Raw genomic sequence first — 20,316 nt, 5'->3', positions numbered from 1 at the left:
CATGGCGAAGAACAGCGCAAAGGACATCGAGGTCAAGGCCTTCGCCACGCATCACGTCATCACGCAGCCCAATCCCTTGCGAAAAGTGCTGCGCCGGGTCGAAGCAAAAGACATGGACGATCCGGTCGCCCGCGCCGAGCAGGCGCTGGCGGGCCTGTCCGGCCAATTCAAGGACTGGATGAGGATCGAGGTCGAGAGACTGTCCGCCGCCTGGACCGAGGTGCAGCAGGATGGTTTCACCAGGAAGCTGCGCGACGAGCTGTTCCACGCCGCACACGACATCAAAGGCGATGCGGCGACTTTCGGCTTTCCTTCGGCAGCGGGAATCGCCGAGAGCCTGTGCCGCATCATCGAGCATGCGCCGGATCTTTCGAAGGTGCCGGCCGAGCTGTTCACGCACCACATCAACGCAATCCTCGCCATCGCGCACGAGAACACCAGGCTTGACAGCATCAGCGTCTCCGCGGAGCTCAGCCGGCGCCTGCGCAAGGTCGCCGACGAATATCTCGCCCATGTCAACCGTGATCGCCCCGAACATCTCGAGGTGATCCTGGCGCCAAGCATTGCGCCGGCGGAATAAGGCCCAGCTCTTCCCTCTCGTCGTTGCGAGCGCAGCGAAGCAATCCAGAACTGTCTCCGCGGTGAGACTCTGGATTGCTTCGCTGCGCTCGCAGTGACGGAATTCGCAGGACCTGCTACGCCGCGATCAGATCGTCATAGAGCGGATCGACCGCGTCCTCGGCGACGAGCTCGTCGCAGAACAGCCGCGCCTCTTCGCGCGCGGACTCGGTGGCGAAGCGGCGGAGCAGGACCATCAACGGTTCGGTAGCGCCGCGGTCGGTCTCACAATGGGTGAGCACGCGCTCCACCATGCGACGGCGCAGCCGTACCGCGCGGTCATCGGTGTCGACAAAACCCTGCTCGTGGCAGGCGTCGAGCGCGACTTGGAATGCCGCAAATGTCGCCTCGGGCAGCCCGGCGCGGCGGAGCAACGCGTGCAGGGTGTTGCCGCCGCGCTCGTGCAGCAGCGCCGAGACGCGCGCCAGCGGCAGATCGGCGAGTTCGGCGAGCGCCGCGTCGAACAGGTCGAGATTGCTCGACAGCAGCGCGCGCAAAATCAGACCCGCCGTGAGCTGGCCGGTGATGCGCAGGTGCCGCACCAGGCCCTGCATGTCCCCACCGCGCGAGCGCGCCGCGATGTTGATGGTGGAGCGGTCGCGCGCCTCGATCGTGATGCGTTCGGCACGATCGGCACTCAGCCAGTTTCGGGCCACGACGAATTGCGCAAGGGTCTCGGAAAGCTTGGCCACCAGCGCCGCGCGCGTTGCGGCCGGCAGATCCTCCAGCACCAGCATCGCTTCGCGGATCGCGGCGAGGTGGCCGTGGCGCTCGACGATACGATTCCACGAGAACGGCGCGAGCTCGGCATGGGGATTTTCGATCAGCTCCAGCGCGGCCGCCGCGCAGCCGACCTCGGCGATGGCGGCGCAGACCGAGACCGGCAGCGCGATACGGCGGGCGACCGCGCACTGCACCTCGTCATTGCCGGTGGCGACGATGTCGACGAGATCGGCATCGATCAGCAGCGGAGAATGTTCGAGCACGGGCAGCGCAACCGTCGGCTGATCCGCCGACAGCGCCCGCACGATTGCAGCCGGCGCCTCGGTGCTGCGCGCAAAGGCCTCGGCCATCGCCCGCCGCACCAGCGGCGAGGGATCGTCGAGCAACATCAAAAGCGCGCCTTCGGCGGCGACGCGGTCATCATGAGAAAGGTCTGAAATCAGCCAGGCCCGGGCCAACGCCCGCGTCGCCTCGGCCCGCTCGCCCGCGGACGCCGTCCTGATCCAATTGATGAACTGCCGAACAATCATGGTGCTTCCGGCCTACGCAACGAAAACGAAAAATAGTGACGGCTTGTCACCTGCAACACAAAATAAACCACGACGCTTAACAAAGCGTTCACCATAACTGGCTGGTTTTATTGACGTTTTGTTAAGGGAACAAAGCCGCGCTTTTCTTGTATCCCGCACACGGTGCGGCGCGCGAGCGCTGCGCCGCTAAGCCGGGCCTATTTGTTCGGAAGGATTTGCTGCGCCTGGGTCCCAGCTCAGCGCCGCAAGCGTTGTACGCTGCAGAGCGTCCGGGCACGAGAGCAGATGCTAGCTCGAGAACGTGCCGCTGCGATCGCTGAAGAGATCGAGCGGCTGCGGCGGACGCATGTCCGGCGTTGCTGAGGCCACCGAGGTGAGCGTGGCGTTGTTGCCCCACAATTTCTGCACAGCGGTCGAGACCGGCTGCGTGGCGTCGCCAGGCTGATAGATCGAACGAAACGCCGGCGTGGTCGGCGCATTGTCCGCGAGCGTCGTAGGTGACGTCGCACTGACGGGCGTCACGGCGCGGGTATTGGGGAAGGTTTGGAGATAAGCGGCGTTGTCGATCACCGGCGCTGTCGGCTGTACGCCGTTGGCGCCCGCCACCTGCGTAGTCGAGGGCGTGCCGCCATACATCGCCATCGCACTGCGGGTGATCTTGGAATTCGCCGCGCTGGCATAGCGCGCGTCCAGCACCGAGTAGACTTCGGAGACGCTGCGCGCCCGGCCGTCATTGGCGTAGAAGATCGAGCGGTTGGCGGCGGCCGCGTTCGGAAAGAGCCGCGCGCCGACGGCTTGCGGATTGTCCTCGGCATTGGCGATCAGTTTCGCGGCGCCGCCGACACCCATGAAATGCGCCATGTAGAGTTCGCTGTCGCTCGGCCTGCGCCCGAGCAGGCCGGTGAGCTTGAAACTGTTCGACTGCGTCAGCGCCGCCGCCATGCTGGACGCGGCCTCGGGATCGTCGCGCAGCTTCATGATCGACCGCTTGATCATCGGATCATCGACGATGTAGCTGCCCGACGCGGTCTTCGTAATGGCGTCGGCATAGCTGCCATAGCCGAGCTGAGTGCCCGCCTCCTTCACTGTGCCAAGCCAGGTCTGATCGATGAACTGATAGAGCCCGTGCGCGGACGAGGTGGTGGCACCGGCCGTCGGATTGAAATCCGATTCCATCTTGGCGGTGGTCAACATGTACTGGAAGCCGACGCCGGAGATATTGGAGGCCTGCTTGATCGCGCCGGCGACGCGCGCCCGCGACGGATCGAGACCGGCCGTCTGCGTCGCACTGAACTTGTCGACCGACATGATGAAGTGCCCGCCCCGCGCGGCATTGAGCGGCGCCGGCAATTCGGCGCCCAGTCGTCTCACCGTGGAACAGGTATGGTTAATGCGGGGTAAATTTGGCTCTCGCCCTGCCGAACCGAGTCGTTCGGGGGCGCACCGAAGCTGCGAGCCCCAGAATCCATTCCACCGCACATGATATCGCACGATCGATTCCGGGCTCGTGCTTCACATGCCCCAGAATGACGGATGGCTACTTCTTGTAGATGTCGCCCGGATCGAACAGCCGCTCGGCATCAACGAAGACGAGCCTAGCGCCGCCGCCCTCGGCCTCGACCTTGCGGTAGAAGCACGAACGTCGCCCGGTATGGCAGGCCGCGCCGATCTGCTCGACGCGGATCCAGACCGCGTCCTGGTCGCAATCGGTGCGTATCTCGACCACGCGCTGGGTCTGACCCGATGTCTCACCTTTTCGCCACAAGGCGTTGCGCGAGCGGCTGAAGTACCAGGCTTCGCCGGTCGCGATCGTCTTGCGCAGCGCCTCGTCATTCATGTGCGCGACCATGAGGACGTCGCCATTGACGACGTCGGTTGCCACGCACGTCACAAGGCCCGCGGCGTCGAATTTCGGCAGGAAGGCGAGACCTTCCTCGACTTCGTGAGAGTGGGCGGACACGAGCGTCCTCGCTTAAAACGTTGGCGAGGTCAGCGCTGCAGGCCTCGCACAAGGGACAGGAAACGGGCCTGTTCCGCCGGATTGTCCCGGAACATGCCGGTGAAGCGGCTGGTGAAGGTGGAAGCGCCATGCTTGGCGACACCGCGCACCGACATGCAGGTATGCTCGGCCTCGATCAGCACGGCCACGCCGCGCGGCTTGAGGACCTCGTCGATGGCGGCCGCGATCTGCGCCGTCAGATGTTCCTGGGTCTGGAGCCGGCGGGCGAAGATATCGGTCAGGCGCGCGAGCTTGGATAGGCCGACGACGCGCTCCACCGGCGTATAGGCGATGTGCGCCTTGCCGTAGAACGGCATCATGTGATGCTCGCATTGCGAGGTGAACTCGATATCCCGCACCAGGACGAAATCGTCATAGCCCGCCGTCTCGCCGAAGGTGCGGTCCAGGACCTCGGCCGGGCATTGATGGTAGCCCTGATAGAGCTCGTCGAAGGCCTCGACCACGCGGCGCGGCGTGTCGAGCAGGCCTTCGCGCTCGGTATCCTCGCCGATATAGGCGAGCAGCGTCTTCACCGCTGCTTCCGCCTCGGCGCGCGCAGGGCGCGGCTGGTCGGCGCGGACGGCGGCCGCGAGAAATTCAGCGGGATCAAGCTCGGCCGGGCGGCTCTCGGGCTGGCGGTCCGAGGGCTTGTTGGGGCGGATGGATTTGATTGCAGCGTCCATATCGACTCCGTTCGACGGCCTTACGGCCGGAGTGTCACCGGCAGACGGGGCGGCAAGCCGCCGGACGCCTGAACAGAACAGTCTCGGCGAAAAAGGTCCGCTCGTCGCCACGCCGGCCGCACCATTCTGGATCACCGCCGGTGGGCCGCTGGACTGTTTTTCCGCGAGTTCCGACCCTATATAGGACCCTGGACGCCGCCCGCCAAGGCCGATCGGGTGCGGAAGTGCTGGACTCCATCACATGCTGAACGACATCTACAACAAGCGGATCATCGAACTGGCCGGGAATATTCCGCGGCTCGGGCGGCTGTCGGACCCCGATGCCTCGGCCACTGCCCACTCCAAGCTGTGCGGCTCGACCGTGAAGGTCGACCTCAAGATGAACGGGAACACCGTCACCGACTTCGCCCATGACGTGAAGGCCTGCGCCTTGGGACAGGCCTCTTCGTCCATCATGGCAAGTCGGATCGTGGGGTCGACTGCGAGCGAACTCCGTGAGTTGCGCGAAACCGTTCGCAAGATGCTGAAGGAGAACGGTGCGCCTCCTGAAGGAAAATGGGAAGAGATCAAGTTCCTCGAGCCGGTCCGCGACTACAAGGCGCGGCATGCCTCGACCCTTCTCACCTTCGATGCGGTGGTCGATGCTATCGGCCAGATCGAGGCCAAGGCGAAGCAGCCGGCGGCGGCTCAGGGCTGAGTGCTCTCCGTCGTTCCGGGGCGATGCCACCGGACCCGGCGTATTGGCCGGGTCGACGACATGCTCCGCATCGAACCCGGATCCAGAGATTGCCGATCTTCCGGGCTGGCGCTGTCGCGCGCCACGGAATGACCCATCAAAGCATATCGTTTACTTCTGCGCCGCCGCCGCTGGTGTCGCCACGCCGCCGGCCGTCGGCACCAGGGCTTCCGCGGTCTTGGTTGATTTGGCAGATTGCTGCGGCTGCTCCGGTTCCGCGCCGTACCTGGCCTGCGTCTTCGATGTAAGCTCCGCCATCGCCGGTGCGGAGATGTCCACATGCGGCAACACGTCGGCCACGAGGTCGGTGGTCACGAGATTGGTGAGCTTAAGCTCTCCGGCGTCGAGCTCATGCAAATCTTCCCACGGCGGCACGCTGAGTGCGAGCGACAGCAGATCGCCGGCACCCCCCATGTCGAACGTGTATTTGGCCAGCCGGCCGATGTCGCGCTCCACGATCATCAGGTCCTGGGCGCTGTAGCTCGCAGCCTTGGCATCGTCAGCGCGGTCGCCCATCCAGATCTGGTGGACCCGGACATGGGCAGCTTCCGGCACATAGCGCTTCTTGCCGGCGAGCAGCAGGAACACGCACATCGATTCGCAATAGGCCCCCGGCGCGACCGCCGGACGGGCGCCTTGCCCGCCGCGGTTCTGAACGCTGATTCCGACCGTGGTCAGAAATCCGAGGTTGCGGAAGCGCCGGCCGAGCGTGATCGCGTCGTTGACCGAGCCGCCGCTGGAGTCGAGCACCACCGTGGCGCCGCCCAGCTGGCGCCCGCGAGAAAACTCCTCAAAAGCCTTCGGCGTATCGGCGGTGATGATTCCGACCGCGCTGACCCAGCCGCGGCAGTTCGGCTCGCAGGCCACCCAGCTGAACTTCATCGGCAGCTTGCGCTCTTCGAGCGCAGCACCGGCTCGAGCTGACGTTCCAAGGGTCGCGACGGCGCCAGCCAGCGCGACTCCACACACGGCGGTTCCCACCAGCAACCAGCCGCGAAGATTAAGGGAGTTCAGAAGTCTCAATCTGGTTCCTTCCCCAAGCCCTAAAAGGTCCCCCAACAATCCCCGGTAGCGCCCTCTGAGTCCATCATACAGGCGTATGTTTCTACACACGGGCGTCATAAAAATGGTATCCGGGCGAATACAGATCGTCCACAGATACTTGCTGCACTGCTCCCAGAAAGCAGGCAAAATATGGCGCGCAAACAACAGCTTACAGTTCCCTGCTGCGGAACTGAGCAATACTTCGCTTAACCTGACAGCAAAGCGCACATGAAGCATTCAGCCTGCGAGCACTGTTCCAGCCCGGTCGCGGGCGCGCTCCGGCTCCCGCGCCGATTCGGCCGCGCGCTGATCTGGCTCTATCGGCACACGTTGTCGCCTCTGGTTGGTTACAATTGCCGGCACCTGCCGACCTGCTCCGTCTACGGCGACGAAGCGATCGAACGGTTCGGACTCTGGGCCGGCGGCTGGATGACACTCGCGCGCCTATTGCGCTGCAATCCCTTCGGCACCTCGGGCATCGACAACGTACCGCTCACCGCACCGCAAGGCGCGCGCTGGTATGTGCCCTGGCGCTACGGCCGCTGGCGCGGGGTCAACGCATCCTGAGTGCTGCGGTGCTGTGCCGTCGCGGTCGGAACCGGAACTCTCGCCTCGCGTTGATGTGATGCTCCCATCGGGAGGAAACAACAATGCGCTGGAAAATCAGCCGTCATTTTCCCTCCGGACCTGGTCTCAATTCTGGTCGGAGAGGCCATCACGATCCCAGAATCATCGATCTGCTCGCGATCGTCGCCCTACTGGTGTTCGTGCTCGGCTCCGGCTGGTATCTGGCGACGAGCTTCGCCACGCCGCCAAGCACGACGGCGTTCATCGTGCCGAGCCAGAATGTGCACTGGTAGCTAGCGGAACCAGAAGAAACGTCCGGACTGCGGCGGGATCGACTCCGGCGGGCGTAGCCGCTTCGGTCGCGGCGGCTTTGACGACGGCTCGGCGGACGAGGTGGTCTCCGCCGGCGCGATCTCGCTGCCCGGCACCTTCACCGACAGCAGCAAGTTCGATTCGTGCGTCCGCCAGCGATAGCCCACGCCGAAATCGATCGGCTGGGCGCGCGTGAACAATTCGGCATAGCGCTCCTGGTAGCGGCTTGCGAATTCATCGATCGGACCGAGATAGCGGCCGAACGGAAAGAACCGCCATTGCCGTGCATTGTAGTTCGCGAGCGGAATGCCGGAATCGTCCTGGATGATGGTGGCGCTGTTGGCGAGGAGCCAGTCGCGCACGAGGGTAAAATTGCCGGAATGCAGCAGATAGGACGCGCTCTTGAGCAGGCTGTTGCCGGGGCCCAGCGTCTCGCAGAATTTCAGGAAGCCGGCCGCGCGCGCACCGGAATTGGAAAGATCAGTAGAGAAATAATACAGCGTGCGCGCTTCCCCGTCGCTGCCGGCGAAGGTGATGCGGACGCCATGCGTCGCGTTGGGTCCCGGATTGTCGCCGGCCGTGTGAACCCCGCCCTTGTTGTCGAGCGCGATCATCTCGACATTGCGGATGGTCTTGCCGGAGCGCGCGAGGAAAACATAGAGGATCGGCAGCGTACCGTTGACCTGATTGGCGTGCAGGTCGACCTTCATCTGCTTGGTAATGAAGAAGGAAAAGCTCAGGATCGAGCCGAGCGAGCGCTCGACGTTGTAGAGCGCAGCGCCGATCGAACTACGCGGCAGCCGCGTCAGCTCGGGCACCGCTCCCACCGGCTCCAGCGCGCCAAGCACGTAGGTGCTGGCGTTGGCATAGAAGGCATTGGCGTAGAGGAAGTCCGGGCCGCTGAACATGTAGAACATGGTTGGCCGCGGCGCGGCGAGATTGACGTCGGCCCAATTGCGGATCTTCGAGAGCTGCCGCTGCTCGAGCTGGGCGAAGGCGCTGTCAAAGAATTTTGCATGACGCTGCCAGCCTGGATCCTTCGTGAGCGGCACCAGCGGCGAGTCCGCCGACGGCTGCATGCCCGCAAGGAAGCGCGCAGTGTCGTCGAAGGTGACGTCGGCGGCGCGTGCGGACGAGACAGCCGCAGCCAGCAAGGCAAGAGCGACGGCCGCAATTCTCAGGGGTCGGATCATGTCGATTCGCGATGTGGTGAAGCGGCAGCGGCCACCGGCCGCCTGCGGAAGACGACATAAATCAACAGACCCGAGAGCATGACGAGCATCCCCGACAGCGACTGCACCGGCCGCTCGATCAAGAGGTAGTACATCATGAACGCGGTCACGAGCAGGAAAACGAGCGGCGTGAACGGGTATCCCCAGGCGCGATAGGGCCGCGGCAAATCGGGATCGGTGATGCGGAGCTTGATGACGCCGGCGACGGTGAAGAACGAGCAGAACAGCAGCGCGAACTGGATGAAGTCGAGCACCGCCTCGAAGCTGCGCGTGAACAGCAGCAGGGTCGCGACGGCGAGCTGAAACAGGATGGCATAGGCCGGCGCACCGTTCGCCGATCGCTGCGAGAACACGCGCAGCGCCGGAATGTCCTCGCCCATCGTCATCATCACCCGCGGGCCGATCCACATCATCGCGCTGATCGAGGAGATCAGACCAGCACAGATCATCGCGCCGACGATCCGGCCGCCGAGGCCGCCGAAGATGGCGCTGCCGGCGACGCTGGCAACGTCGAGCTGGCCCGCCAGCGCACTGACCGGCGTCGAGTAGAGGAACACCGCGTTCAGCGCGACATAGAGGACGAGCACGATCAGCGTGCCCACAAGCAATGCGCGCGGCAGGCTCCGCTGCGGCGTGGTCATCTCGCCTATGATGTAGGTCGCGGCATTCCAGCCCGAGAACGAGTACATCACGAAGACGAGCCCGATCGCGAAGGGCGCGCTGACGATGTGGGCGAGATCGCCCGGCTGCGGCGTGAAGGCGATCTGCTGCGGCACGCCGATGACGAAGCCGGCCACCAGGAAGGCGACGATCAGCACGACCTTCAAAATCGTCGAGATCAATTGGAACGTCGAGGAGTGCCTGACGCCGGTCAGTTGCACGAGCGAGACCAGCCACACCACGCCGATGGCGAGCGGGATCGGAGGCAGATCGTCCGCGACCGATTTGGCATATTCGCCGAACGCCATCGCGGCGAGCGCGACTGGCGCCGCAAACCCCACCGTGGCCGAGACCCAGCCGGCGAGAAAGCCGAAGGCGGGATGATAGGCGCGGCCGAGGAAATTGTACTCCCCGCTCGAGCGCGGAAACATCGCGCCCAACTCGCTGTAGGAGAACACCCCGCACAGCGCGACGATGCCGCCGACCGTCCAGAGCAGCAGGATCGAGAAGCCGGACGGGATGTCCTTGACCTGGAAGCCGAGGCTGGTGAAGACGCCGACCCCAATCATGTCGGCAATGACGATGGCGGTTGCGACCAGAACAGAGACCCCCGACCCGCTTTCGGTCAGCCGGCCAGTCCAGGGCGCGGTACCCGCATCTGATGCCGTCATCGGGGTTCTCAAGCCTCAGGCGTCACGCCTCATCGGGAGGCATCGTGCAGATTGATCCAGTCAATTCAAGCAGGGTTAACAAGGGTTAAATGAGGCAGGCGTGACGGGTATGTTGACACCTTTCACGCACGGTCTTGGGCGATAAAGCTGCACCACCCCCGAGAATCCCTTTTCCCTTCCCCACAATCACGACACGATTGTATGGTCCCTTTGACGGTTCCGGATGTGGGGAAATTTCTCTGGACGCTTAACGTCACCTAAACGCCAGTCGGCTGAATTGATTTGAAATTGCCGATGGACGTGACTTGGGGTCATGGGTGGATGGTCGGGGCCGTTCCGAAACTGAGAGCGAACGCGCGTGCCGATCGGACGACGTCCGGCGCGCGCGGTCGTGTGCTCCGGGTCGGCTTGATTCTAGCCCTGGTGCCGCTGTCGCTGACGCTGGTTCAATGCGGCAAGGCCCCCAATCCGGCGGCGCTCGCGGCGAACTCGCAGGCCAACGTGCAGGTCGTCGCAAAGACAAATGCGCAGGTGGCAAGCGGCGACACGTTCGAAGATCGCTTTCCGGCCCCGCAGTTCAAGGAGCGTTTCCCCTCGGCGAGCGAGAGCTTGCTGCAACGGCAGATGTCGGACTTCTCGCCCAAGCGCGCCGTCCAGCAGCAGCCCCAGGCTGAGCAGGCGCCCTACAAGGTCGCTTCGCTCGAGCCGCAGCTCCCCTACAAGCGCCCGCCCCGTGAGGACCTGACGACGCTCGTCAGCATGAAGTCGTCGGCCTTTCCCTATTTCGGCAACAACCCCGCCTCCGACGCACCCTTCCTCAACATCTCCAAGGGTGACCGCCGCGGCCACCGCAGCTATTCGGGGCGCGTCTACTGGCAGGACGAAACCTACAGCGACAGCCGCGTGCTGGTGCACGTCCCAGAGCATTTCGACGTTCGCAAGCCGGGCGTGATCGTGGTGTTCTTCCACGGCAATGGCGCCACGCTCGAGCGCGATGTGCGCGACCGGCAGCTGGTGCCGAAGCAGATCACCGATTCCGGCGCCAATGCCGTCCTGCTTGCGCCGCAGATGGCAGTCGATGCCGCCGATTCCAGCGCCGGCAAATTCTGGCAGGCGGGCGGCTTCAAGCGCTTCATGGAGGAATCGGCCAACCACCTCGCCCGCCTGACCGGCGATCCCAACAGCGCGCGGGCCTTCGCCAACATGCCGATCGTGATCGTCGGCTATAGCGGCGGCTTCCTGCCGACGGCTTGGAGCCTGGAGGTCGGCGGCATCAGTGACCGCGTCCGCGGCGTCGTGCTGCTCGACGCCGTCTATGGCGAAATGGACAAGTTCGCGGCCTGGATCGAGAGCCACCGTTCCGGCTTCTTCGTCAGCGCCTACACCCGCTACACCGCGCGGCGCGACCGCGAGCTGATGAGCCTGCTGCGGCAGAAGGGCATCAGCGTCTCCGAGGACATGGACGAGCCATTGCGGCCCGGCAGCGTGGTGTTCGTCGAGACTGGCGAGGGCATCACCCATCGCGACTACGTGACGAGGGCCTGGACGCGGGATCCGCTCAAGGACGTGCTGGTGAAGATGTCGGCGACGCCCGCGCTCACGCGCGTGGCCTCTACCAATCCACCCGCATCGAGCCGCTAAACGGACGTGACTCTAAGGCGCCGAGGGGCCCGGTCTCTCGCTTAGGTTTTCGGCAGCTTCGGAATGCTCTCGGCAAAGCCGTTGAAGCAGGCCAGCCGCTCGTCCTCTTCCTTGAAGAAACGGCAGTCTGCGTAGCCCTTGGCCTTCGCCGGCTTCGGCTTCGGCGCCGGCGGGATCACGGCGTCGTAGCAGTTGAGGCGGTCCTTGGTGCCGTCGTCGATCTCGAGGCAGGCCTGGAGCCGCGCCGCGATCGATTGCGGCTTACCCTTCGCCGCCGCAGCGGGTTTGGCCGCAGCCTCTTTGGTCCCTTTGGGCTTGACCTGCACCAGCGGCTTGTCCCCCACCATCGGTGGCTTGTCGGCTTGCGCAAATGCGGAGGCTGAATAGAGCACCGCGGCAACCGCCAGAATCATCCTCATTTCAGTCAACTCTCTTTGGTCCCCATGCATGGCGTTCTAGCGCCCTCATGCTCGGTTTGCCAAGCACCTTGCGCATAGGAAGCTGCGAGATTCAGGCTGTTGCGGCGGCGGCTCGCCGGGGCCTGGTCAGGAACACCAGCAGCAGCGCCAGCACCACGAAACCGACCGCGACGAAGCCGAGCGTGTGCAGGAGCTCGCGGGCGAACAGTAATCCGCCGATGGCCGAGCCGACCGCCTGACCGATATAGAGGACGGACGTGTTGAGGGCGACGGTCGCCGACGCCAGTGATGGCGCGGCCGCGACCAGCCGCACCTGCTGCATCGAATTGGTCGAGGCAAAGCCAAGGCCCCAGACCGCGACCGCGCCCGCCATCAAGACAAGCGTGCCGGCGCCGAGCGCCCAGCCCGTGACCCCCGCAAGCAGGAGGCAGGTGAACAGCAGCGAGGTGCGATAAGGCCCCCAGGTATCGACGATGCGAGTCGCGATGGCGACGCCGAGGAAGCCGCAGACCCCGTACAGGGCAAACACGATGCCGATGGCATCGGGTCCGGCGCCGGTGAGCTTCTTGAGCAGCGGGCCCATGAAGGTGAACACCACGAACTGCCCGGACATTTGCAGCATGGTGATCGCGAGCAGGAGCAGGATGGCCCTGCTGCGGGCGACCTCGGCCCAAGTCTTGATGTCCACCGGCGCGCCCTTCAGGCCCGCCGGCAGGCGCAGCAGCAGCAACAGGAAGCTGATGCAGCCGAGCGCGCCGATCTCGCCATAGGCGGCGCGCCAGCCATAGCGGCTGGCGATGAAGGTGATCAGCGGCAGGCCGACGGCGGCAGCGAGCGACCAGCCGAGGAAGATGTAGGCGATGGTGCTGCCGCGTCGCTCCACCGGCACGATCAGCGCCGCCGTGCCGGCAGCCTGCGGCGTATAGAGCGCGCCGATCGCGAGCATCACCAGACGGATTGCAAGGAGGCTCGCATAATCGGGTGCAAAGGCCGAGGCAAGATTGCCGAGAGCAAGCACGGCCAGCGTCGTCGTGAGCAGCGTCCGCCGTTCGATGCGACTGGTGAGCCAGGCCGTCAGCGGCGAACCAATGCACAGCGTGATGGCGCCAAAGGTGATCAGGAGCCCGGCCGCATGGATGCTGACGTCGAGCCCAGTCGCCAATTCCGGCAGCATGCCCGCCGGCGCAAGCACCGAGCAGCCGGTGACGATGTTGCCGAGCATCAGAGCGGTTGGCGCGAAGCGGCGGACAGCAGGCGATCTTTCCATGCAAGTGCATGTAGAGCAGAGCTGCGGTCTGTTAAAGGGCACGGTCTGAAATAGTTGGTGCACCGTCCCGGCTTTTGCGCGCCACTTTCTTGGAATTGCCGGATTGCGCAGGCCGAATCGGCTGATATATCGCTCGTTCCCGCTTACCTGCGCTCGTTCGCAGGAGTGAGCCTCAGGAGTAAAGCAATGACCGACCAGCCCAAATCCGAGTCCGGCTTCCAGTACAGCCTCTCCAATCTGAAGCCCGCGACCCCCGCCCCCAGAGTCACCCTCATCTTCCCCGACGGCGCCCAGCGTCAGTTCGACAAGGGCATCACCGGCCTCGATATCGCCAAGGGCATTTCGCCGTCGCTGGCCAAGCGCACTGTGGCGATGGCACTCGACGGCACGCTCGCCGACCTCAACGACCCGATTGAGGCCGACGCCCGGATCGAGTTCGTCCATCGCGATGATCCCCGCGCGCTCGAATTGATCCGCCACGACTGCGCGCACGTGCTGGCCGAAGCCGTGCAATCGCTGTGGCCGGGCACCCAGGTCACGATCGGCCCGGTGATCGAGAACGGTTTCTACTACGACTTCTTCCGCAACGAGCCGTTCACCCCGGAAGATTTTGCCGCGATCGAAAAGAAGATGCGCGAGATCATCGCGCGCGACAAACCTTTCACCAAGGAGGTGTGGGATCGCGAAAAGACCAAACAGGTGTTCCGCGACAAGGGCGAAGCCTTCAAGGTCGAGCTGGTCGACGCCATTCCCGGCAACGAGCCGATCAAGATCTACTACCAGGGCGACTGGTTCGATCTCTGCCGCGGCCCGCACATGACCTCGACCGGCAAGGTCGGCAATGCCTTCAAGCTGATGAAGGTCGCCGGCGCCTATTGGCGCGGCGACAGCAATAACCCGATGCTGACCCGCATCTACGGCACCGCTTTCGCCAAGCAGGAGGACCTCGACGCCTACCTCAAGCAGATCGAGGAGGCCGAGAAGCGCGACCATCGCAAGCTCGGACGCGAGCTCGACCTTTTCCATTTCCAGGAGGAAGGTCCGGGCGTCGTGTTCTGGCACCCGAAGGGCTGGACCATCTTCCAGCAGCTCATCGCCTATATGCGGCGACGCCTGACCGGCGACTACAGCGAGGTCAACGCGCCGCAGATCCTCGACAAGGTGCTGTGGGAGACCTCGGGCCATTGGGGCTGGTATCGCGAGAACATGTTCGCGGCGCAGTCGGCCGGCGACGAGGCCGAGGATAAGCGCTGGTTTGCGCTCAAGCCCATGAACTGCCCCGGTCACGTGCAGATCTTCAAGCACGGCCTGAAAAGCTATCGCGACCTGCCTTTGCGCCTTGCCGAGTTCGGCGTGGTGCATCGCTATGAGCCCTCCGGTGCCATGCACGGCTTGATGCGCGTGCGCGGCTTCACCCAGGACGATGCGCACATCTTCTGCACCGAGGATCAGCTCGCCGAGGAATGCCTGAAGATCAACGACCTGATCCTGTCGACCTACGCCGACTTCGGCTTCACCGGCGATCTCACCGTGAAGCTCTCGACCCGGCCGGAGAAACGCGTCGGCACCGACGCGATGTGGGATCACGCGGAGCGTGTGATGGCGACGGTGCTGCGCGAGATCCAGTCGCAGAACAACCACATCAAGACCGAGATCAATCCGGGCGAAGGCGCCTTCTACGGCCCGAAGTTCGAATATGTGCTGCGCGACGCCATCGGTCGCGACTGGCAGTGCGGCACCACCCAGGTCGACTTCAACCTGCCCGAGCGGTTCGGCGCGTTCTACATCGACCATGACGGCGGCAAGAAACCGCCGGTGATGGTGCACCGCGCGATTTGCGGCTCGATGGAACGCTATATCGGCATCCTGATCGAGCACTATGCCGGCAGCTTCCCGCTCTGGCTCTCGCCGGTCCAAGTGGTGGTCACCACCATCACCTCGGAAGCCGACGAATATGCCAAGCAGGTCGTTGAGCAGGCGCGGCGCGCAGGCCTTCGGGTCGAGATCGACCTGCGGAACGAGAAGATCAACTACAAGGTCCGCGAGCACTCGCTGGCCAAGATCCCGGCGCTGCTCGTGGTCGGCAAGAAGGAAGCCGAGACGCATTCGGTCTCGGTCCGCCGGCTCGGCAGCGACGGCCAGAAGGTGATGACGACGCAGGAGGCGATCGCCGCGCTGGTCCACGAGGCAACGCCGCCGGACGTCCAGCGGGCGCGTGGCGCCCTCTGATCCCTGAAATCGATCTAAATTCGCTTCCGGTTGCGGGCGTGCATGCCTATCTCGGGTGTGCACGTTCGCCGACCAGCTGAAGAGGATATCGCAGTGCCCGATGCCATCGAACTCCTGAAGACCCGCCGCTCGGTGAAGCCGCGCGAAATGACCGAGCCCGGCCCCTCCGCAGCCGAGCTCGAGACCATCCTCACCATCGGCGCGCGCGTGCCTGATCATGGCAAGCTGGCGCCCTGGCGCTTCATCATTTTCGAGGGCGATGCCCGCCAGCGCGCCGGCGAGGTGATCGCAAAAGTCTTTGCCCGGAAGAATCCAGGCGCGCCCACCGCCGACATCGAGATCGAGCGCAAGCGCCTCACCGACGCGCCGCTGGTGATCGGCGTCGTCAGCTTCACCAAGCCGCATCCGAAGGTGCCGGCCTTCGAGCAGGAATTGTCGGCGGGCGCCAGCGCCATGAACATCGTCACGGCCGCAACCGCCCTCGGCTACGGCGCCTGCTGGCTGACCGGCTGGTTCGCCTTCGATCGCGACGTGCTGGACGGCCTCGGCCTCAAGCCGGACGAAAAGCTCGCCGGCTTCGTCCATATCGGCACGCCGACCAAGCCAAGCGAAGACCGTCCGCGACCGTTCCTTGCGGAGATCGTGACGCGTTTTTAATCGATGTCTTGTTGACGCCCTTGGCGTCTTGCGGCTTTGATCCCGCCGAGGGAGGAAGCCCGGATGAGACGGCGTGAGTTTCTGGTCGGAGCCGCGGTGCTCGCCGGCTCGATGGCGCGAGGTCGCGCCGCCGACATCCCTTCCCCGTCGCCCGACGGGCTCGATCGCATCACCGCATATTTCAACAACGAGGTAACGAGCGGCCGGCTGCCGGGCGCCGTCATCCTGGTCCAGCAGCACGGCAAGCCGGTCTATTTCAAGACGTTCGGCGTGCGCGACGTCCGGACCGGCCTTGCCATGACGCCGGACACGATCTTCGCCATCCACTCGATGACCAAGCCGATCACATGCCTCGGCGCGATGATGCTGATCGATGAGGGCAAGCTCGCGCTCACCGACCCCGTGTCGAAATACGTCCCGCTCTTCGCCGATACCAAGGTGGGCCTCGAGATTACCAAGCCCGACGGCAAGCTGGAGCTCGATCTCGTGCCGCCGGTCCGTCCCGTCAACATCGAGGACCTGCTGCGGCACACCTCGGGCATCAGCTACGATTATATTGGCGGCAAATGGGTCGAGCAGGCCTACAAGGCCGCCAATATCTTCGAAGGTCAGTTCAACAACAGGGAATTCGCCGATCGGATCGCGAAGCTGCCGCTGGCGCGGCAGCCGGGAACGTTGTGGCGCTACGGTCATTCCACCGACGTGCTCGGCGCCGTCATCGAGATCATCTCGGGCCAGACGCTGTACGAATTCCTGAAAGCACGCATCTTCGATCCGCTCGGCATGAGCAGCACCAAATTTGCGCTGGCGACGGAGGACGAGCTGGCGCGGATGGCGCGGCCGCTGCCGAACGATTTCATCCTGCTCGCCGCCGAGCGCGAGCGCCTCGACCATCCCGAATGGCAGTCCGGCGGCGGTGGGCTGCTCTCGACCATCACCGATTATCAGCGCTTCGCGCAGATGCTGCTCAACGGCGGCCAGTTCGAGGGCAAGCGTTATCTGAGCCCGGCTGCGTTCAAGGCCATGACGACCGACCACATCGGACCAGGGTCCGGCGTCGGACGCGACTATTTCTATTTCCCGGGCGACGGCTTCGGCTATGGCTACGGTCTTGCGGTGCGCACCGATCCCGGCAACGCGAAACCGCCGCCGCCGGGCTCGATCGGCGAGTTGAAATGGGACAGTGGCAGCGGCACCTATTTCGGCGTCGATCCCAAGCTCGACATGGCCTACCTCATGATGCAGCAGACCCAGAACGAGCGCAGCCGCATCACACCCGCCTTCAAGGCACTGGTCTACGATTGCTATCCTCCGGATCTACGCCGCCCGTGAGGCGCGCTGGCCGAAATCGGCGAGCAGCTTTGCGATCTCGGCGGCGGGCCGCGCTGCGCTGAACAGGAAGCCCTGCACCTCGTTGCAGCCCTCGGCGCGCAGCCAGTCGAGCTGATCCTCGGTCTCGACGCCTTCCGCCGTGGTGGTGATGTTGAGGCTGCGGCCAAGACCGGAGATCGCGCGCACGATCGCGCCGCAATCGGGCCGCTGCGCCAGATCCTTGATGAAGGAACGGTCGATCTTGATCTTGTCGAAGGGGAAGCTGCGGAGATAGCTGAGGCTGGAATAGCCGGTGCCGAAATCGTCCATGGAGATGCCGACGCCGAGCTCGCGCAATTGATGCAGCGTGGCGAGGTTGGATTCGGTCTCCGCCAGGAAGATCGACTCGGTGATCTCGAGCTCGAGCCGCCTCGACGACAGGCCGGACTGCGCCAGAGCGGAGATCACGACCTGAACCAGATTGCGGCTGCGGAATTGCGCCGGCGACAGATTGACCGCGACTTTGACGTCGCCAGGCCATTTGACGGCTTCGGCGCAGGCCTCGCGCAACACCCATTCGCCAAGCTGGGTGATCAGGCCGATGTCCTCGGCGACCGGAATGAACTCGGCGGGCGAGATCATGCCCTTGTCCGGGTGCCGCCAGCGCAACAGCGACTCGAAGCCGGAGATGCGGTCGGATGCGATCGACACCAACGGCTGGTAGTGCAGCTCGAACTCGCCATTGGCAAAGGCGCGGCGCAGGTCGAGCTCCATGTCGCGGCGCTTCTGCGCCTGAAGGTCCATCTCGCGCTCGAAGAAATGGTGCACGCAGCCGCCGTCGGACTTCGCCCGGTACAGGGCCATGTCGGCGTTGCGCATCAATTCCTCGGACGTCATGCCATCCCCCGGTGACAGCGCGATCCCGATGCTGGCGCCGATCACCATCTCCTGGCCATCGATCTCATAGGGCGCCTTCAACATGTCGATCAGCAGGGTCGCGCAGGCGCTGGCCTCGTTCGGCGAGACGTCGGCCGCCAGGATGACGGCGAACTCGTCACCACCGAGCCTCGCCGCGAGATTGGCACCGCGAACCGCATTGGTCAGGCGTTCGGCAACTTGCTTGAGCAGGCGGTCGCCCGCCGGATGCCCGAAGGAATCGTTGATGTTCTTGAACAGGTCGAGATCGATGTAGAGCACGCCGACCCGCTTTCCGCCGGCCTGGTCGAGCGCCTGCTTCAGCCGCTCCTGGAAATATTCGCGGTTCGGCAGGTCCGTGAGCCCGTCGTGATGGGCCATGTGGGCGATCCGCGCCTCGGCCTTGCGCCGTTCGGTGATGTCGACCACCGCGACCAGATAGCCGTCGCGATCGTCGAAGGCGACGCGCCGGCCGAAGGTGAGCACCTCGATCTCGCTGCCGTCGGCGCGTAAGTGCCGCCAGTTGCGCGAGGAATGATAGGCATCGCCGACGCGCTCGAGCGCCTCGGCGTGGCTCTTCCACTCGTCCTCGGGCCAGATCTCGTGCAGCTTCATGCGCAGGAAGGTGGCGCGACTGTAACCGTAATGCTGGACCGCGGCGTCATTGACGCCAAGGAATTGCTTAGTCTGTGCGTCGAACACCCACATCGGCATCGGGTTGTTGTCGAACAGCAGGCGGAACGAGGCGTCGCGCCGCTTCAATGCGGTGACGTCGGAGATCGTCAACGAGACCACGTCGGCGAAGGCGGTGGTGCCGAGGCGCAGGTGTCGTCCGTCGCTCTCGATCTCGAGCTGCTCGCAGCGGCCGCCCGAGACGGCCTTGAGCAGGAAGTCCATAATCTCGGGCGCGGCCAGCAGCGTGCCTGCCTCACTGACCCGCCGCCATAGCAGGCTTCCGGTCGCGGCCTTCAGCAGCGCGCTCGCACTCTTGTTGTGGTGCACGATCTGGAGATCGAACGGCTTGCCGCTTGCGTCGCGCAGCGTCGTCAGCGAGACGACCGCGTCATCGGTCGCGGAAAAAATTGCGTCGAGGAGATTATATTGCGTCCCGCGCTCGTTGATGTAGGTGCCGACCAGCGTCGCGCTCCAGCGCGAGGCGGTCGGCAGCGCCAGTAGATCGTAGGTCCTGACCATGCCGTCGCGCACGCAATGCGCGCTCGCGTGATGCGGCCGCCCCGTTGCGAGCGCGATCGCGGCCGCTTCCGTCAGCGCTGTGGCGCAGTCGGGCGACAGCTCCGCGACGGGAATGTCCCAGCGCTCCTCGCAGAGCCATTTCTGCACGTAACGTCCGCTGCGCGACAGTTCGAGCGCGCCGTCACCTTTCAGCAGCGCAATATGGTCGGCGAGTCGTCCGAGGCTGCCGAGCATCACGTCCTCGTAACGCGGCAGCCGTTCGCCCGGCTTCAACGCGGCACGCCATTTGCGTTGAAGCACCGGGATGTCATCGAACATTTCGGCGGCCGGTTTTCCCGGCACTTTCTTTGCGGCACTCATGGCAGTCCCCAACGCACTATGCGGGCGCATCCCAATGCAGGTGCGCTTAACGGCGTGTAAAGAGCGCACAGGCGCAGGTTCCGTTCGGTGATTATGACAGTTTTAAGTCAGGTGTTGGTTAGTGGGCGTTAGAGACTATGACGGTTGCGCTTCTACGCATGCTGAAGTGGACGCGGCGTCGCGCAACTGCATCAACGTCGGCATTGCGACCTCTAACGCCCAGCTCAATCGCAGACACATCTTCGCATCCTCGCGGCTTGTTCGCCCGAGCTTTGTCTCGATGCCTTGCCCTCTCATGAAAGAAGGCGCAGGGAAGACCGGGAGCCGGTTGGCTCCGATGGACCGCCATGCCAAGAGCAGATTGCGTGTGCTTCATGCATAGCGGACAACAGGGCAACCGGAGACATCCCGGCCTTCCCTGCGCGGATGGTTGGAACGGCTTATGTCGCGCTCTTGTGTCTGGGAAATCTGCCAGAATGTGCAAACGGGCGGTTCTCGCAAAACCGCCCGTTGCTGGATCTGAGCCCGGTCGCGCTCAAAGGCCGTGA

General features: G+C 64.4%; 18 protein-coding genes. 8 read left to right on the top strand and 10 right to left on the bottom strand.

What is annotated here, in order from left to right; genetic code table 11:
* The first annotated feature begins 1 nt into the window (after position 1).
* Positions 2–580: an Hpt domain-containing protein gene (locus IVA78_RS27290; RefSeq protein ID WP_247280884.1), complete on the top strand. Its 579-nt coding sequence runs from the start codon at positions 2–4 to the stop codon at positions 578–580.
* Positions 581–695: 115 nt separating this feature from the next.
* On the opposite strand, the gene IVA78_RS27285 is transcribed toward IVA78_RS27290, so the two are convergent.
* From IVA78_RS27285 to folE, 4 genes are all read right to left on the bottom strand, one after another.
* Positions 696–1,871 carry a DUF2336 domain-containing protein gene (locus tag IVA78_RS27285; RefSeq protein WP_247280883.1) on the bottom strand — a complete coding sequence of 392 codons (1,176 nt, stop codon included), beginning with the start codon at positions 1,869–1,871 and terminating at the stop codon, positions 696–698.
* A 288-nt stretch (positions 1,872–2,159) separates the two neighbouring features.
* Complete coding sequence (locus tag IVA78_RS27280; protein ID WP_247280957.1) at positions 2,160–3,221, bottom strand: lytic transglycosylase domain-containing protein; 1,062 nt, start codon at positions 3,219–3,221, stop codon at positions 2,160–2,162.
* A gap of 187 nt (positions 3,222–3,408) precedes the next feature.
* Entirely contained in the window at positions 3,409–3,831 is a 423-nt protein-coding gene (gene hisI, locus IVA78_RS27275; RefSeq protein WP_247280882.1) for a phosphoribosyl-AMP cyclohydrolase, read from the bottom strand.
* 29 nt (positions 3,832–3,860) lie between these two features.
* On the bottom strand, positions 3,861–4,553 hold the full coding sequence (gene folE / locus IVA78_RS27270) for a GTP cyclohydrolase I FolE (protein WP_247280881.1): 693 nt from the start codon (positions 4,551–4,553) through the stop codon (positions 3,861–3,863).
* 241 nt (positions 4,554–4,794) lie between these two features.
* On the opposite strand from folE, the gene IVA78_RS27265 reads away from it, so the two are divergent.
* Positions 4,795–5,250: an iron-sulfur cluster assembly scaffold protein gene (locus IVA78_RS27265; RefSeq protein ID WP_247280880.1), complete on the top strand. Its 456-nt coding sequence runs from the start codon at positions 4,795–4,797 to the stop codon at positions 5,248–5,250.
* A gap of 150 nt (positions 5,251–5,400) precedes the next feature.
* On the opposite strand, the gene IVA78_RS27260 is transcribed toward IVA78_RS27265, so the two are convergent.
* Positions 5,401–6,312, bottom strand: coding sequence for a hypothetical protein (locus IVA78_RS27260; protein WP_247468743.1), 912 nt, complete (start codon positions 6,310–6,312; stop codon positions 5,401–5,403).
* 249 nt (positions 6,313–6,561) lie between these two features.
* On the opposite strand from IVA78_RS27260, the gene yidD reads away from it, so the two are divergent.
* Together yidD and IVA78_RS27250 are read left to right on the top strand one after the other, a co-directional pair.
* A complete protein-coding gene (gene yidD, locus IVA78_RS27255; protein WP_247280879.1) occupies positions 6,562–6,900 on the top strand; it encodes a membrane protein insertion efficiency factor YidD in 339 nt (112 codons plus the stop codon).
* Between the two features lie 83 nt (positions 6,901–6,983).
* The gene (locus IVA78_RS27250; protein WP_247280878.1) at positions 6,984–7,193 is read left to right on the top strand and encodes a hypothetical protein; all 210 of its coding nucleotides are present in this window, start codon (positions 6,984–6,986) and stop codon (positions 7,191–7,193) included.
* Here the strand turns inward: IVA78_RS27250 and IVA78_RS27245 are convergent, their stop codons facing one another.
* Together IVA78_RS27245 and IVA78_RS27240 are read right to left on the bottom strand one after the other, a co-directional pair.
* Positions 7,194–8,405, bottom strand: coding sequence for a hypothetical protein (locus tag IVA78_RS27245; protein ID WP_247418122.1), 1,212 nt, complete (start codon positions 8,403–8,405; stop codon positions 7,194–7,196).
* Entirely contained in the window at positions 8,402–9,775 is a 1,374-nt protein-coding gene (locus IVA78_RS27240; RefSeq protein ID WP_247280876.1) for an amino acid permease, read from the bottom strand. Before IVA78_RS27240 ends, IVA78_RS27245 begins: the two co-directional genes overlap by 4 nt.
* 321 nt (positions 9,776–10,096) lie before the next feature.
* Here IVA78_RS27240 and IVA78_RS27235 point away from each other — a divergent pair, with 321 nt between their 5' ends.
* Positions 10,097–11,416, top strand: coding sequence for an alpha/beta hydrolase (locus tag IVA78_RS27235; protein WP_247280875.1), 1,320 nt, complete (start codon positions 10,097–10,099; stop codon positions 11,414–11,416).
* A gap of 41 nt (positions 11,417–11,457) precedes the next feature.
* Here IVA78_RS27235 and IVA78_RS27230 read toward each other — a convergent pair whose 3' ends face one another.
* Both IVA78_RS27230 and IVA78_RS27225 read right to left on the bottom strand, forming a co-directional pair.
* On the bottom strand, positions 11,458–11,835 hold the full coding sequence (locus IVA78_RS27230) for a hypothetical protein (RefSeq protein ID WP_091889385.1): 378 nt from the start codon (positions 11,833–11,835) through the stop codon (positions 11,458–11,460).
* Between the two features lie 91 nt (positions 11,836–11,926).
* Entirely contained in the window at positions 11,927–13,102 is a 1,176-nt protein-coding gene (locus tag IVA78_RS27225) for an MFS transporter (RefSeq protein WP_247280874.1), read from the bottom strand.
* Between the two features lie 186 nt (positions 13,103–13,288).
* Here IVA78_RS27225 and thrS point away from each other — a divergent pair, with 186 nt between their 5' ends.
* The 3 genes from thrS (at position 13,289) to IVA78_RS27210 (ending at position 17,320) form a co-directional block, all read left to right on the top strand.
* Positions 13,289–15,331 carry a threonine--tRNA ligase gene (thrS, locus tag IVA78_RS27220; protein WP_247280873.1) on the top strand — a complete coding sequence of 681 codons (2,043 nt, stop codon included), beginning with the start codon at positions 13,289–13,291 and terminating at the stop codon, positions 15,329–15,331.
* A gap of 93 nt (positions 15,332–15,424) precedes the next feature.
* Positions 15,425–15,988, top strand: a complete 564-nt coding sequence (locus tag IVA78_RS27215; RefSeq protein ID WP_247280872.1) for a nitroreductase — start codon at positions 15,425–15,427, stop codon at positions 15,986–15,988.
* Positions 15,989–16,051: 63 nt separating this feature from the next.
* Complete coding sequence (locus IVA78_RS27210) at positions 16,052–17,320, top strand: serine hydrolase domain-containing protein (RefSeq protein ID WP_247280871.1); 1,269 nt, start codon at positions 16,052–16,054, stop codon at positions 17,318–17,320.
* Here IVA78_RS27210 and IVA78_RS27205 read toward each other — a convergent pair.
* Entirely contained in the window at positions 17,306–19,768 is a 2,463-nt protein-coding gene (locus IVA78_RS27205) for an EAL domain-containing protein (RefSeq protein ID WP_247280870.1), read from the bottom strand. The two genes, IVA78_RS27210 and IVA78_RS27205, sit on opposite strands and share 15 nt — an antisense overlap.
* Positions 19,769–20,316: the final 548 nt, after the last annotated feature.

This window comes from Bradyrhizobium sp. 137, assembly GCF_023074095.1.
Taxonomy (GTDB): domain Bacteria; phylum Pseudomonadota; class Alphaproteobacteria; order Rhizobiales; family Xanthobacteraceae; genus Bradyrhizobium.
Note: the sequence above shows the minus strand (reverse complement) of the source record. Positions and strands in the feature narration are given on the sequence as shown.

Coding starts and splice junctions, on each gene's coding strand:
- IVA78_RS27290 (WP_247280884.1), top strand. CDS start 2: ATGGCGAAGAACAGCGCAAAGGACATCGAGGTCAAGGCCTTCGCCACG.
- IVA78_RS27285 (WP_247280883.1), bottom strand. CDS start 1,871: ATGATTGTTCGGCAGTTCATCAATTGGATCAGGACGGCGTCCGCGGGC.
- folE (WP_247280881.1), bottom strand. CDS start 4,553: ATGGACGCTGCAATCAAATCCATCCGCCCCAACAAGCCCTCGGACCGC.
- IVA78_RS27265 (WP_247280880.1), top strand. CDS start 4,795: ATGCTGAACGACATCTACAACAAGCGGATCATCGAACTGGCCGGGAAT.
- yidD (WP_247280879.1), top strand. CDS start 6,562: ATGAAGCATTCAGCCTGCGAGCACTGTTCCAGCCCGGTCGCGGGCGCG.
- IVA78_RS27250 (WP_247280878.1), top strand. CDS start 6,984: ATGCGCTGGAAAATCAGCCGTCATTTTCCCTCCGGACCTGGTCTCAAT.
- IVA78_RS27245 (WP_247418122.1), bottom strand. CDS start 8,405: ATGATCCGACCCCTGAGAATTGCGGCCGTCGCTCTTGCCTTGCTGGCT.
- IVA78_RS27240 (WP_247280876.1), bottom strand. CDS start 9,775: ATGACGGCATCAGATGCGGGTACCGCGCCCTGGACTGGCCGGCTGACC.
- IVA78_RS27235 (WP_247280875.1), top strand. CDS start 10,097: ATGGTCGGGGCCGTTCCGAAACTGAGAGCGAACGCGCGTGCCGATCGG.
- IVA78_RS27230 (WP_091889385.1), bottom strand. CDS start 11,835: ATGAGGATGATTCTGGCGGTTGCCGCGGTGCTCTATTCAGCCTCCGCA.
- IVA78_RS27225 (WP_247280874.1), bottom strand. CDS start 13,102: ATGGAAAGATCGCCTGCTGTCCGCCGCTTCGCGCCAACCGCTCTGATG.
- thrS (WP_247280873.1), top strand. CDS start 13,289: ATGACCGACCAGCCCAAATCCGAGTCCGGCTTCCAGTACAGCCTCTCC.
- IVA78_RS27210 (WP_247280871.1), top strand. CDS start 16,052: ATGAGACGGCGTGAGTTTCTGGTCGGAGCCGCGGTGCTCGCCGGCTCG.
- IVA78_RS27205 (WP_247280870.1), bottom strand. CDS start 19,768: ATGAGTGCCGCAAAGAAAGTGCCGGGAAAACCGGCCGCCGAAATGTTC.